The organism is Deinococcus aetherius (genome assembly GCF_025997855.1).
Lineage (GTDB): Bacteria > Deinococcota > Deinococci > Deinococcales > Deinococcaceae > Deinococcus > Deinococcus aetherius.
Map to the genome: position 1 here is coordinate 1892737 of NZ_AP026560.1, position 13471 is coordinate 1906207.

12 protein-coding genes are annotated in these 13471 nt (G+C 69.5%); 2 read left to right on the forward strand and 10 right to left on the reverse strand.

Annotation, left to right across the window (positions count from 1 at the left end; genetic code table 11):
• Window positions 1-14: 14 nt before the first annotated feature.
• From DAETH_RS09460 to DAETH_RS09505, 10 genes are all read right to left on the reverse strand, one after another.
• Entirely contained in the window at window positions 15-1265 is a 1251-nt protein-coding gene (locus DAETH_RS09460) for an ABC transporter substrate-binding protein (protein ID WP_264774650.1), read from the reverse strand.
• Complete coding sequence (locus tag DAETH_RS09465) at window positions 1262-2590, reverse strand: ROK family protein (RefSeq protein WP_264774651.1); 1329 nt, start codon at window positions 2588-2590, stop codon at window positions 1262-1264. The genes DAETH_RS09460 and DAETH_RS09465 overlap by 4 nt, the downstream gene beginning before the upstream one ends.
• Window positions 2591-2837: 247 nt before the next feature.
• Window positions 2838-4397 carry a lysine--tRNA ligase gene (lysS, locus tag DAETH_RS09470; protein WP_264774652.1) on the reverse strand — a complete coding sequence of 520 codons (1560 nt, stop codon included), beginning with the start codon at window positions 4395-4397 and terminating at the stop codon, window positions 2838-2840.
• A gap of 94 nt (window positions 4398-4491) precedes the next feature.
• Window positions 4492-4980 carry a GreA/GreB family elongation factor gene (locus tag DAETH_RS09475; protein WP_264774653.1) on the reverse strand — a complete coding sequence of 163 codons (489 nt, stop codon included), beginning with the start codon at window positions 4978-4980 and terminating at the stop codon, window positions 4492-4494.
• A gap of 223 nt (window positions 4981-5203) precedes the next feature.
• Window positions 5204-6208, reverse strand: coding sequence for a hypothetical protein (locus DAETH_RS09480; RefSeq protein WP_264774654.1), 1005 nt, complete (start codon window positions 6206-6208; stop codon window positions 5204-5206).
• A 128-nt stretch (window positions 6209-6336) separates the two neighbouring features.
• On the reverse strand, window positions 6337-8625 hold the full coding sequence (locus DAETH_RS09485; protein ID WP_264774655.1) for an endonuclease MutS2: 2289 nt from the start codon (window positions 8623-8625) through the stop codon (window positions 6337-6339).
• 87 nt (window positions 8626-8712) lie between these two features.
• Complete coding sequence (locus DAETH_RS09490; RefSeq protein WP_264774656.1) at window positions 8713-9054, reverse strand: VOC family protein; 342 nt, start codon at window positions 9052-9054, stop codon at window positions 8713-8715.
• Between the two features lie 159 nt (window positions 9055-9213).
• A complete protein-coding gene (locus DAETH_RS09495; RefSeq protein WP_264774657.1) occupies window positions 9214-9861 on the reverse strand; it encodes a VTT domain-containing protein in 648 nt (215 codons plus the stop codon).
• Window positions 9862-9868: 7 nt separating this feature from the next.
• The gene (locus DAETH_RS09500; protein WP_264774658.1) at window positions 9869-10432 is read right to left on the reverse strand and encodes a hypothetical protein; all 564 of its coding nucleotides are present in this window, start codon (window positions 10430-10432) and stop codon (window positions 9869-9871) included.
• 10 nt (window positions 10433-10442) lie between these two features.
• Window positions 10443-11894, reverse strand: coding sequence for a PQQ-dependent sugar dehydrogenase (locus tag DAETH_RS09505; RefSeq protein ID WP_264774659.1), 1452 nt, complete (start codon window positions 11892-11894; stop codon window positions 10443-10445).
• Window positions 11895-12099: 205 nt separating this feature from the next.
• On the opposite strand from DAETH_RS09505, the gene DAETH_RS09510 reads away from it, so the two are divergent.
• Window positions 12100-12690 carry an NADPH-dependent FMN reductase gene (locus tag DAETH_RS09510; protein ID WP_264774660.1) on the forward strand — a complete coding sequence of 197 codons (591 nt, stop codon included), beginning with the start codon at window positions 12100-12102 and terminating at the stop codon, window positions 12688-12690.
• Window positions 12691-12692: 2 nt separating this feature from the next.
• A complete protein-coding gene (locus DAETH_RS09515; protein ID WP_264774661.1) occupies window positions 12693-13457 on the forward strand; it encodes an RluA family pseudouridine synthase in 765 nt (254 codons plus the stop codon).
• Window positions 13458-13471 lie beyond the last annotated feature (14 nt).

The following is a 13471-nucleotide window of genomic DNA, read 5'->3' on the forward strand; positions in this document are numbered from 1 at the left end:
CCGCGTACTCGCTGTTACTGGCCGATGCCCGCGCGGGTGGCGAGCTGCTGGGCGGCGGCGGCCGCACCCTGGGCGTTCTTGCTGGCGACGAACTGGTCGATGATCGCGCCGAAGGCGCTCGTGAAGCTCTCGGGGGCGACGGCGCCGTGCACCATGCTGCCCACGATCTTGTTGCGCTTCCAGTCGGCGGCGGCCGAGCGGCTGTAGGTGTTGTACTTGCTCAGGTCGGAGTCGGTGCGGGCGGCGATGGAGCCCTTGAGCGGGTTGAAGGCGTCCTGGCCCTGCTTGCTGCCCAGCAGCCTCAGCCAGTTCAGGGACTCGGCGCGGTCCTTGGCGCCCTTGGGCAGGCCGAAGGAATCGGCGAGCATCACGAAGGTGCCGTTCGTGCCGGGGCTGGCGGCCCAGCCGAAGCCCGCGTTGGGCTGGAGCTTCTTGGTCGTGGTGAAGTACCCGGCGGCCCAGTCACCCATGATGTTGAAGGCACTCGTGCCGTCGGCGATGCGGTCGGAGGCCTGCTGCCAGCTCAGGCCGGAAGCGTCCTTGTTGGCGCAGTCCATGACCTTGCCGAAGGTGGTGAAGCCCTGCACGACCTTGGGGTCGGTGAACTTGGTCTTGCCCGACCACAGGTTCTGCCAGCCCTGGGGCCCCAGCGTGCCGATCATGACGCTCTCCCAGAGGTGCTGCTGGGTCCAGTTCTCACCCACCACGAGCGGCGCGGCGACGCCCTTGGCTTTAAGGGTGTTGCAGGTCGTCAGGAACTCGGCCCAGGTCTTGGGCGCGGTGACGCCCCAGGCCTTGAGCTTGGCGGGGTTGTACCACATCACGTTGGAGCGGTGGACGTTGACGGGCACGCTCCAGATGCCGCCCTTGGCGGAGAGCAGCGTGATCACGTCCTGGGGGAACACCTTGTTCCAGCCCTCGGACTTAAAGAGGCTGCTCAAATCCTCCATCCGGTTGGCGACGACCCAGGTGCCGATGAGTTCCTGCCCGGCGTGGACCTGGAAGGAGTCGGGGGGCGTGCCGCCCAGCATGCGGGTCTTGAGGACCGCCTTGGCGTTCGTGCCCGCGCCGCCCGAGACGGTCGCGTTGTCCACGGTCACCGAGGGGTACTTCTGCTTGTAGAGCTTGACGAGGGCTTCGAGGGCCGGACCCTCGTCACCGGACCACCAGGAGAAGATTTCGAGCTTCCCGGCGGCGGAGGCCGTGCCCGTCACGGTGAGGGCGGCGGCGATGAGCAGGGCCTTCTTGACAGAACTACGCTTCATAGGGTTCCTCCAAGGGAGAAGAAGGGGTGGGGTGGGGTGGGCGTGGACCGTCGGGGAGTCGGGGGCGGACTGCGGCCCACCGAGGCGATCCGGCACAGGTGGCGCAGCCCGGCGGGCGTGAAGAGGTGGTCGAGGAGCATCGCCCCCGCGCCCAGGACCCCCGCGTCCGCGCCGAGCGAGCTGAACTCGATGGGGGTGTGGTCGGCGTTGACTCGCAGGGTGCGGCTCAGGGCACTTTCCCGGATGGCGGTCAGAAAGACTTCCCCCGCCCCGGTGAGCCGCCCCCCGATCACGACCGCGCCGGGGTTGAAGAGGTTGAGGGCCGTGCTGATCGCCACACCGAGGTGGTGACCCGCCTCGGCCCAGACCTCGCGGGCGAGGGAGTCGCTGTTCGCCCCGGCGATCAGGTCCGCGAGGGTCAGGCCTCCCGGCAGGGTGCTCGGCGCCCCGGCGGCGCGGCGGGCACGGGCCACCTCCACGAGCACCTGCCCGGCGGCGTAGCTCTCCAGGCTGCCGGGGTTGCCGCTGCGGCCCACCGGCCCCCGCTCGTTGATGCTGATGTGGCCGATCTCGCCCGCGCCGCCCCGCACGCCCCGGTGCAGCCTCCCGCCGAGCATCACGCCCGCCCCGATCCCCGTCGCGGCCTTCACGTAGATCAGGTCGGGCTCTCCCTGGTACACGCCGAAGCGGGCCTCTGCGAGCGCCCCGAGGTTGGCGTCATTCTCCACCAGGGCGGGGAGCCCCAGCGCCGCCCCCAGCCCGGCCGTCACGTTCTCGCCGTCCCAGCCGCCCATGTTGGGAGGCTGCACCACTCCGCCCGTCGCGTGGTCCACCGGCCCGGGGACTCCCGCGCCCACCCCCACGACCGCCTCGCGGACCACGCCCGACTCGCCCAGCACCTCGCGGGTCAGCCCCGCCACGAGCGCGTAGGTCGGGGCCGGGCCGCACGCGATGTCATGGACGGCGGTGCGGCTGGCGAGCGTCTTGCACCGCAGATCGAGCAGGTCCACCCGCACGTGGCTGGCCCCCAGGTCGAGGGCGAGCAGGAAGGCGGCGCGGGTATTCAGCGCGAGCATCGTGGCGCGGCGCCCCGCCTGCCCGCTCCCCCCACCCTGGGCGGCGCGCGGCCCCGTCTCGCACACCAGTCCCGCATCCATCAGCTCGCTCACGATGGAGCTGATCGCGCTGCGCGACATGCCCAGCTCCCGCGCCAGGTCCACCCGCGCCCGGTCGCCCTGCCACAGCAGCCCCAGCAGGAGCAGTGTGTGCCGGACACGGATCGCGGCCAGGTCGAGCGTGTCTTGTGGGGGCGTACGGTACGTCACGAGAACTCCACGGGCACTACACAGCGAGGCGAACGTCTGGGCGGGAGACTAGGGTCTCCACAGAGCGTGCTTGAGGAAGTTTTATTACAACACTCATCCTGCCTTACTTTTTTTTGTTTGTCAACAGAACAAACCAACGCGTGACGCTACCACCTGGGTAACAGGAGGGGCCGGAGGACAGCCCTCGGCCCCTGACGTTGCAGTTCTATCCCCGTCGTTCTTACAAATTTCTTCGGGCAGCCTCGACTCAGCCTCCGGGGGTTTCGCTTTCCGCTCCTTCCCCCGCACTGTCCTGGCCCTCGGGGCGCAGCAGGGGAAAGAGCAGCACGTCGCGGATGGAGTCGCTGCCCGTCAGGAGCATGGCGAGGCGGTCGATGCCGATCCCCAGGCCCCCGGCGGGCGGCATTCCGTACTCCAGGGCGAGCAGGAAGTCCTCGTCCTGGGCGTGGGCCTCGTCGTCCCCGGCGTCGCGGCGGGCCGACTGCGCCTCGAACCGGTCGCGCTGGTCGAAGGCGTCGTTGAGTTCGGAAAAGGCATTGGCCAGCTCGAAGCCCGAGCAGAACACCTCGAACCGCTCGGTAAGGCCGGGGCGGGTGCGGTGGCGCTTGGCGAGGGGGCTGATCACCGCCGGGTGGTCCATCACGAAGGTGGGATTGACGAGGAGGGGCTCCACGAACTCGCCGAACAGCTTGTCGAGCAGCTTGTAGGCGGGCACGTCCTTCCACTGGGGGAACTGGGCGTCGGCAAAAGCGCGCAGTCGGCCCAGGTCCAACGGGTCGAAGTCGAGCCCCGGCACGTGTTCGCGGAGCGACCCCACATAGTCCACCCGGGCGAAGGGCGGGGTGAAGTCGAGCGGCTTGCCCCCGGACTCGAAGGTGTAAGAACCGTGGAGTTCCCGGGCCAGCCCGCTCAGAAGCTCCTCGACGAGGCGGGCAATCTCGGTGTAGTCCACGTAGGCCCAGTACAGCTCCAGCATGGTGAACTCGGGGTTGTGGGTGCGGTCGATGCCCTCGTTGCGGTAGACGCGCCCGATCTCGTACACCCGCTCGAAGCCGCCCACCAGGAGCCGCTTGAGGTACAGCTCTAGGCTGATCCGCAACTTGAAGTCGTGCGAGAGGGCGTTGTGGTGGGTCAGGAAGGGCCGGGCCTCCGCGCCGCCCGCCGTGACCTGGAGGGTGGGGCCCTCCACCTCGATAAAGCCCCGGCGGTCGAGTTCATTGCGCAGGTAGCGGATGATGCGGCTCCTGGCCTGGAACTTCTGCCGCGCGCCCTGGGTCACCATCAGGTCGAGGTAACGGCGGCGGGCGCGCAACTCCTCGTCCTGGAGGCCGTGGAACTTGCTGGGGAGGGGATGCAGGCTCTTGACCAGGGGCTGCCAGGACCGCACCCGCAGCGTGAGCTGCCCCGTCCGCGTGACGAAGGGAAAGCCCGTGACGCCGATGATGTCACCGAGGTCGATCCGCTTCGTCGCCTCGAAATGCTCGGTGTCCCCCTTGCTGAAGTGAAGCTGTATCTGCCCGTCCTCGTCACCCAGGTCGGCGAAGGCCGCCTTGCCCATGTGGCGCATCAGGGTGACCCGGCCCGCCAGCGAGTAGGTCTCCCCCGGCCACTCCTGCCCGGGCTCCAGCTTGCCCTCCTCGCCCGGGGGGTGGGCTTTGATCAAGTCGCGGGCGTGGTGCGTTTGCGGGAAGCGGTACGGGAAGGGCTCAAACCCCGCCTCGCGCCAAGCGTCGAGGTTGTTCAGGCGGCTCACGGTCTGCTCGTGCAGGCCCTCGCGGCGGGAGTCGGGAGAAGGCGCGTCGGACATGAGGGGGAGTATAGGAGGCCGGAGGTCGAGGGCAGAAAGCGGAAGGCAGAAGGCCACCCCCGCGCCTTCTGCCTCCGACCTTTTGCCTCTTGCCTCAGTACTCGACCGTCTTCACCCGGTACTTGACCTGCTTGCCGTTGCCGAGGTTCACCACGAAGGAGTCCCCCACCTTGCGGCCCATCATCGCGCGGCCCACCGGGCTGTCCTCGCTGATGCGCGGAACGGTGCCGCCCAGCACCGCCGCCTCGGGCACGCTGACGACCTGCACCCGCATATCCTTGCCGGTGGTCTCGTTGGCGAGGGCGACGACGGCCCCCAGGGTGATCTGGTCCTCCTGGCCGTGGTCCTCGATGATGGAGGCGCGGGCGAGGGTGTCTTCGAGTTCCTCAATGCGGGCCTCGATCCCCATCTTCTCGCGCTTGGCGTCCTCCAGGCCGGTGTCCTCGTTGTCGGCGCTCGTCTCCATCTGCTCTTGCAGGATGCGGGTCGCCTCGGCGAGGCGCCGCTGCTCCTGCTCCAGGGTGCGCTCCAGCCGGGCGTAGCCCTCACGGGTAAGTTTGACCTGTCTCGTCGCGTGTACCACTGCGGCCTCCACTCTGTTGCCGGGGTGAGAAAATGGGAAAGGGACGCTGGGAGTTGCCCAGCATTCTGCCACAGCCCCGTTTCGCTGACAACGGAATGATGACACTCCCGTCAGACAGGGCGGCGGGGGGTGACCTCCCCCTCCCCGGGTATAGCGGCCGGGGCGAACGGGACGCGGGTGGACGGCCCCAGCGCGACCGCCCACCCGCGCACCCGGAAAAGACCTATTTGGGCAGGAACGAGACGCTGAGCAGCCAGCGGCTGGCGTTGCGGTCACGCGGCCACTCGTAGCCGATGCTGGGGCCGACGAGGGTGGGCAGCGCCTCCACCCGGAAGAGGACGTCGCCGCGCACGGCGGTGTAGTCGTCCGTCCACCTGCGGGTCACGCGGGTGCGGACGGCGCCTAGGGTGAAGGCGGGCGGGGTGGACCCCACGGGCAGGCGGTAGGTCACGCTGAAGTTGGACTCCTGGTAACGGGCGTAGTTCAGGTCGTCCACGGCGACCTTCCCCACCGCGAACCGCTCCAGGTGCGAGCCGTCGAAGGTGAGCCCCGTGACGGGTGTGATGTTCGCCCCGACGCTCACGTCCAGGCTGCCCTGCGCCTGCCGCTGCACCGGGAAGGTGTACGCGCGGGCGGTGCCCCCGACATACGTGTTCAGACGACCGAAGGAGCGGCCGTACCCCCCGCCGACTTCGGTCTGGGTGTAGGGCGCCACGACCTCACGGTCACCGCCCTGGTAGTCGTAGGCCACGCCCACGTTGTTCAGGACGCGCACGCGGTCCTGCGCGACCGTGAAGGCGTAGCCGCCCGTGAAGCGCGAGTAGGCCGTGTTGCCCTGGAGTCGGCCGCTGTACTGCACCCCCTTGAAGGGGTCGTGCGTCACCTCCAGGCGCGGAATCCCGGCGGCCGCCGTCGCCCCGTTGTCGAAGACGCCGACGGCGAAGGTCGTGTCGTTCGCCCGCGTGCTGAGGTTGTATTCCCAGTAGTTCGGCTGCTTCGCGAGCGAAACCCGGATGTCCTGGTTGAAGGGCAGCGGGAAGTACCGCACCCCGAACCCCACCTCGTTCGAGGCGAGGAGTTCCGTCGTCGAGAAGCGCGACATGTAATTGGCGGGGAGGTGAAAACCGCCGAGCGTGGGCGGCCCCGGCTGAGCAGCGGCGAGAGCAGACGAGGTCAGCGCCAGGGCGGCGGCCCCGGCCTTCAGGAGGCGAGGAAAACGGTTGACCACCCCAGCATCGTGAGGGCAACTCCAAGCTGGGCCATGTGCCGGTCTAGACAAAGCCCCTGTTTCTTACAGAGATGTCACAGATAATGTCCGGCTACCACCTCAGCCTGATTCCTGCCTGACGGGAGGCCTCAGGTTCTTACGTTGACGATGGTGACCCCGTGCCCGCCCTGGTTGGCCTCGGCGTCGTGGTAGCTCTCCACCCGCTTGTCGGTCTTGAGGTAGTCGCGGAGCAGGCGGCGCAGGACGCCCTGGCCCTTGCCGTGGACGACGCGCAGGGGCGTCTCCTTGAGGGCGTGCGCCTCGGTGATGGCGGTGCGAAGTTCCTCGACGGCCTCCTCGGCGCCCATTCCGCGCAACTGGAGTTCCTTCTCGAAATTGGCGGGGGCGGTGCCGCCGAAAGACGAGCGGGCCACCTTGGGTTTCGCCTCGGGCTGGAGCCGCACGTCGCGCCGCTTGACGCCGACCTTCATCACGCCGAGCTGCACCACGAGGTCGTCGCCGCGCAGCTCCAGCACCTGGCCGCTCGACCCGTAGGCGGGCACGTCCACCCGACTGCCGACGCGGATGGGATCGCCGCGCTCCTCGCGGGCGGGAGGCGGGGCGGGGCGGGCCTTCTGGGCGGCGGAGCGCAGCTCGCGCAGTTCCTGCATGACTCGGGGGCGGGCGCTGTCCTCCTGGGCGCGGGCGCGCAGGGTGCGGACCCGCTCGATGGCGTCGGCGTACAGGCTCTCGGCCTTCTGGGCGGCCTCCGCCAGCATCTCGTTGCGGCGCCGCTCCAGCGTCTCGCGCTCCTGGCGCACCCGGGCGAGTTCGGCCTCGGCCTCGCGGCGGGCGGCGTCGGTGGTTTCGAGCTGAGTGGCGAGGTCGGCGCGCTCGCGCTCCAGCCCTTCCAGCATCCGCTCCATCAACCCCGCGTCGGGGCCGAGGAGGCTTTCCGCGCGGCCCAGCACGTCCTCCGGCAGTCCCATGCGCCGGGCGATGGCGAGCGCGTACGAGCGGCCCGGCTGCCCGACCTGAAGCTGGTAGGTGGGCGCGAGGGCTTCCACGTCGAAACCCATGCTCGCGTTCTTGAGGCCGGGCGTCTCCAACGCAAAGAGTTTCAGGGGCGAGAGGTGGCTGGTGATGATGCCCCGCGCGTCCTGCCGCAGCAACGTCTCGATGAGGGCCTGGGCCAGCGCCGCGCCCTCGCCGGGGTCGGTGCCGCTGCCCAGCTCGTCGATGAGGACGAGGGTGTCGGGAGAGGCGTGCCGCAGCACGAAGCGCAGGTGCTTGAGGTGGGAGGCAAAGGTGGAGAGGCTCGCCTCGATACTCTGCTCGTCGCCGATGTCCACGAGCACGTCACGCACGACGGGGAGACGGGCTTTGGAGGCGGCCACGTACATCCCGCACTGGTGCATCAGGACGGCGAGACCGAGCGTCTTGAGGGTCGCCGTCTTGCCGCCCATGTTCGGCCCGGTGATCAGGAGCATCTTCGTCTCGCCGAGTTCGAGGTCGTTGGGCACCGGGTTCTCGATCAGGGGGTGGCGGGCTTCCCGCAGCTCGTAGGTGTGGTCGTGCGCGGGCTCGGGGCGGTTGAGCCGCCAGTCACGCGCCAGTCTCCCCTTCGCGGCGATCAGGTCGAGTTCGCCCACGGTCGAGAGGGTCATGGGCACCTCGGCGTCGGAGGCGAGGAGGCCGGACAGCTCGGTGAGGATGCGGCGGACCTCGGCCTCCTCGTCGAGGATCAACCGGGCGAGTTCGTTGTTCAGCGGCGTGACGGTCGCGGGCTCCACGAAATACGTCTGCCCGGTCGCCGAGGCGTCCACGATGATGCCCTGGACCTGCCCCACCCGGCTCGCCTGCACGGGGAGGACGTAGCGGTCGCGGCGGATGGTGACGATGTGTTCCTGCAGCACGTCCGCCCAGCGGTCGAGGGTGGCGGCCAGCCGCTCGCGGATGCGGCCCCGCAACGGTTCGATGCGCCGCCGCAGGTCGCGCAGGCGGTGGCTCGCGTCGTCGCGCACGGCCCCATCACGGTCGATGGCCGTCAGGACCCGCCGCACGAGTTCGCCGTGGTTCCCGAGACCGAGGGCCACCTCGCGCAGGGGCCCCCGGGAGTTGGCATTGATCGCCCGCTTGACGCTCATCGCGGCGTCGAGGGAATAGACGGCGTTCAGGAGTTCCTGCCCCGCCAGCACCCGGCCCTCGACCGCCCGCGCGTACAGCTCGCGGATGTCCTGAATCCCCCCGAGCGAGAGGCTGACGCCGAAGAGGGCGTCCTCCACCTCGTCCAGCTCGCGCGCGATGCGGCCTCCGTCACCTTGCGGCAGCAGGGCACGCGCCCGCTCCACCCCCAGGGGCGTGGCGCTGCGCTCGACGAGGGCGTCGCGGATGCGGGGGAAATCGAGGGCAGACAGGGCGCGGGCGTCGAACGGCACGGGAGGAGCATAACAACGCTCCCCGGGGAGGAACGTGCGCCGGGTGGCTTAGGCAGGCTTACGAGAACGCGGCCGACCCGGGAGGGGTCAGCACAGCACCTCGATGACGAAGCCGCCCGGCGAGCGGAAGTAGAAGGTCCAGGACCCGTGCTGTCGGCTGGGGGGCTCCACCTCGTAACCGCCCTCGCGCAGCCGCCGGTTGATCTCGTTCACGGCCTCCGGGTTCGCCTGCATGAAGCCGACGTGGAAGGTCTCGGGGTAATGAACGTCTTCGCCACGAAACAGGCTGATCAAGGTCCCATTGCCGTCGGACAGGAAGGCCATGTGGTCGTTGTTCTTTCTCTGCCCCCTGAGCCCGAAATACGTTTCGAGGAACGTGCGGGTCGCCCTAACGTCCGTGACGGTGAGGTTGAGGTGGTTCAGCTTCATCGCCTGCCCCCTTCGGGCCCGAGGCCTGAACTGCCGGGGAGTCCCGACTGTCCCCCAGCAGCGTAAGGGTGCTGCCCGGAGCAGGCCGTGCGCCGGATGGCTTAGGCCGGGAGTGGAGGGGGCATGCCGCGACCCACTCCGAGCAAAACGGGCTCCCCCTCAGCGCGGTTGTCGCGCCCGCCACACCAGGGACCGCTCCAGCCGACGACCGACGAGCCAGAAGCAGGCGGCGATCAGCCCGACCGCCACGAAGACCCAGACCGTCCCGATACCGCTTGCCGTCGCACCCGCCAGCGCGTACAGCAGGGCGGAGGGGAGGGCCCCCAGGGCGGCGGCGAGCGCCACCTGAGGCCACCCCAGGGGAGAGGCGCCCGCGAGCACCGCCACCGTCTCGGCGAGCAGGGGCACGGGGCGCGTGACGACGATGGCGAGGAGGCCCCAACGGCGCAGCAACGCCTCGCTCCGTTCCCTCCCCTCTGGCGGGACCACGCGGGCCAGCCACGGCCCACCCCGCCGCCCGATAGCGAAACCGAGCAACGCCGCCCCTACGCTCCCAAAAAGCGAGAGCAGCGTGCCCAGCCACACGCCGAACAGCGCCCCGTGCCCGATCATGACCAGGCTCGACGGCACGGGGAGCAGCACGTCCACGACGAGGAGGGCGACGCCGACGAGCCCCGCCGTGACGCCTCCCCCCCGCAGATAGGGCGAGGGGTCGGTCAGCAGCGGCACACCCAGCGCCTCCACCACCAGGAAGAGAGCCAGGAAGAAGGCGACGAGCCCGCCGAGGACGGCCCAGTAACGTCTCATGCCCGCTCTAGACCCCGGTGCGGTACAGGATGGCGAGGGGCACGAGTTCGTTGAGGATTTCCTGGATCATGCGGTGCTGCTTGAACTTCTCCAGCGAGATCGGGAAGGCGATGTCCACGATCTCGCGGATGCCCAGCGCGTACCCCAGTTGCTCCGCCGCCGAGAAGGCGCTGATGGAGTTCAGGCTCGATAAGAACAGTTGGTGCAGGTCGTCCCACCAGCCCTGGGCGCCCGTCGCCAGCCCTTGCAGGGCACCCAGGGCCTCCTGCCCCTTGCTCAGCAATTGGCCGCCCACGCTCAGAAGGCTGGGGCTCGGCGGTTCCCGACCGATGACGCGGTACAGCTCGTCCACCTGTTCTTCGTGCCTGCGGGCGGTGACGACGACCTCCTTGATGAGCTGGCGGAGGTGCGGCTCGTGCATCTGACCCAGCACGTCCTCGGCGAGCTTGCGGAAGGAGGCCTGGGCGGCGCGCACCTGGCCGAACCAGCGTTCCGAGCGGTCGAGGAATTCGTTCCAGGTCGCCTCGTCGAGTTCGATGGCGAGCGGTTGTGGAAGATTCAGGGCAGTCACGGTTTCCCCTTTACAGCCGCGTCACGCGCCACAGCACGCCGGTATGGGCGTAGGCGACGACGTTACGCTTGTTCGCGGCGTTTACCCCGAAGTCGAGGACGTACATGCTGCGCCCGTCCGGGCTGAAGGCGCAGTCCACGGGCCGCTCCAGTCCTCCCTGCCCGGGGTGGGCGGAGGCGGGGCCGGGCACGCGGTTGCGCATGAAATTCTCGGCCTCCCCGGTCCCCGGGTCGATGGCGACCACGTTGAAGCCGTTGTTCTGGTGCTCGTCGCGCAGGGAGTTCAGGGGCCAGTAGGTGCCGAACTGGCAGAGGAAGAGCTTTCCGCGCCGACCGAACCCGTCGTACCCGCAATACTCGATCTTGCCGTTGCCGGTGTGCGGGTCGTTGAGGTACACGGCGGGCCCGGCCCACGGCGACGGGTTCTCGATCAGGGGCTGGGCGACGGGGCCGCGCCGGGGATGGTGCTTCTCGTGCCACACGGGCAGACCGTCCCCCGCGATCTCGGGGAAGCCGAACCACTCGGGCGTCTCCACCGTGCCGTGAGGCTTTCTCGCGTTCTTCACCCGCCAGACTTTGCTGGGGTCCTGCCCGACGGGGCGGGGGTCCTTTTCCTCCATGCACAGGTCGGCCACGTACAGGTCGCCCTCCTCGTCGAAGGTCAGGCCCCAGGGGTTGCGAATGCCCCAGGCGAGAAGTTCGACCTCGCTGCCGTCGGGCTTCGCGCGCCACACCGCCGAGTTGCACCAGAGTTCTCCCTTGACGACCTCGCCCTTCTCCGCCCGGCTGCCGTAGGGCTTGAAGGGCCCGGTCTCGGTGAGGAAGGGGTACGGCGCGGTGGGGTCGCGGCTCCAGTCGTTCGCGCCCGTGAGGATCACGTCCTGCCCGGGGATGTCGTGCGCCCGGGGGTGCTTGGCGATATCCACGGTGAAGTCCGCCGGGCCGTTGACCCCCTGGAGCGTCACCGAGCCCTGTCCGAAGTACATCAGCCCGTCGGGGCCGAAGATGGGTCCGGCGGGCTCGTGCCAGCCACCGTTGGGCATCGTCTCCAGGATCAGGGTACGTTCGCGCGTCTGGAGGTCGTACCGCACCAGGCGCGAGAAATAGCCCCCCTTGGCGCTCGCGTAGAGCATCCCGTCCCGCACGGACATGCCACGCACGCCCGCGAGGTCCTCGGTGGCGAACACGTCCAACTCCCCCTCCGGGCTGAGGGTCAGGAGGCGCGGGGGCAGGGTGGGGCGGGTGGGCCAGGTGCTGCCGCCTTCCGCGATGAAGAGAGTGCCGTCCGGGCCGAAGGTGAGGGTGGTGGGCATGGAAAGGCCGACGAGCACGGCCTCGACCCTGTACCCCTCGGGCACGAGGATGTCGTCGGCATTCACGATGGGCCGCGCGGTGGTCGGCAGGCGGCGCAGGCGCTCGGGGGACGAGGGGGTCACGCTGAAGACGGAACTGGCGAGCGTCATGGCGTCTCCTGAAGGGCTCGGTCTGGGGCCGGGATTCACGGGCGGGACGTGCCGGGGCTGAGTTGTCAGGTCATTCAGAGGATCGTAAACAGGCGCGAGGCGAGGGTGTACCTCATCGACGTTTAACGTTCCGGAAGAGAGCGACGCTCGCCACAATGTCGGGGAGCGTCTGTGGGGCGGCCCTTCCCCTGCTACCCTGCCCCCCGTGACCCCGCCGCTGCGCTTCACCGTGCTCTCGACCAGCCTCGACCCCGTCAGCCGCAGCCGCTGGATGGCCGGGCTGGCGGCGGCGCAGCTCCGCGAGGCGGGGCACACGGTCACCCTCCTCGACCTGCGGGACACGCCGCTGCCCCTCTTCGACAACGACACCTGCTACGCCCACCCAAACGCCGAGCTGTACCACCGGGCCATTGGGGAGGCGGACGGCGTGTTTCTCGACGTGCCCGTGTACAACTGGGGGCTGGGGGCGGGCGTGAAGAATCTGGTCGAACTCACCGGCAGCACCGACCCCGAGCGCGGATTGAACGGCGCGTGGTTCGACCGGGTGGTGACTTTCCTCGTGTCGGGCGGGCTGGGTCACGGCTACCTCAGCCACGGGGCCTTCGCCTTCGGGTTGATGACGGACTTCCGGTGCGTGATCAACCCGCACTTTGCCTACGCCACCTCCGCCGAGTGGGCGGCGGACGGGGTGCCGGGCGAGTGGCTGGCCGAACGGCTCACGCGCACGGTCGAGCGCGGGGTGGACCTCGCCGCCCGGCTGAAGGACCGCCCCTACCGCTCGGTGTGGGAGGTCTGAGGGTGACCCTGCCCGTTTCCCGCGCCCCCCTTCTCCCACCCACCGAGAAGCCGCGCGTCGTCGTCGAGCACCCCGACTTCTACGTGATCCACAAGCCCGCGCTGTGGCTGACTCATCCGGTACGCGCCCGGGTGGACGTGCCCGACGTGCTGACCTTCATGCGGGCGGAGACGGGCGAATCCAACCTCGCGCCCCCTCACCGCCTCGACCGGGAGACGAGCGGAGCGCAACTCCTCAGCCGCGACCAGGACGCCGCCCGGCGCTTTTTCACCCTCTTCAAGGAGCATGTCGTCGGCAAGACCTACCTCGCCGTCGTCCACGGGGAGCCGGGATGGGAACGGCGCACGCTGGACGCGCCGCTGGGCGACCTGGGGTTAGGTGGGGCGAACCGGGTGGCGATCCGGCAGGCGGTCGTGCCGAACGGGCGGCCCGCCGTCACCGACTTCCGGGTGGTGGGGCGGCGGGCGGGCTTCACGCTGGTCGAGGCTTACCCGCGCTCGGGGCGGCTGCACCAGATTCGGGCCCACCTCGCTCACCTGGGGCTGCCGATGGTGGGGGACAAGATTTACGGGCGCGACCCGCAGGCCTTCCTCGACTTCATGGAGACGGGGCAGACGCTGGAACTGACAGCGCGGCTGCTGCTGCCCCGGCAGGCCCTGCACGCCGCGAGAATAGCCTTTCCCTGGGCCGGGACCCAGTTCGTCGCGGAGGTCCCACTGGCAGCCGACCTGCAAACCTTCTGGGACGGGTTGCCGCAGCGGGCCTGATCGACCAGGCACAG

Coding starts and splice junctions, on each gene's coding strand:
- DAETH_RS09460 (WP_264774650.1), bottom strand. CDS start 1,265: ATGAAGCGTAGTTCTGTCAAGAAGGCCCTGCTCATCGCCGCCGCCCTC.
- lysS (WP_264774652.1), bottom strand. CDS start 4,397: ATGTCCGACGCGCCTTCTCCCGACTCCCGCCGCGAGGGCCTGCACGAG.
- DAETH_RS09490 (WP_264774656.1), bottom strand. CDS start 9,054: ATGAAGCTGAACCACCTCAACCTCACCGTCACGGACGTTAGGGCGACC.
- DAETH_RS09495 (WP_264774657.1), bottom strand. CDS start 9,861: ATGAGACGTTACTGGGCCGTCCTCGGCGGGCTCGTCGCCTTCTTCCTG.
- DAETH_RS09505 (WP_264774659.1), bottom strand. CDS start 11,894: ATGACGCTCGCCAGTTCCGTCTTCAGCGTGACCCCCTCGTCCCCCGAG.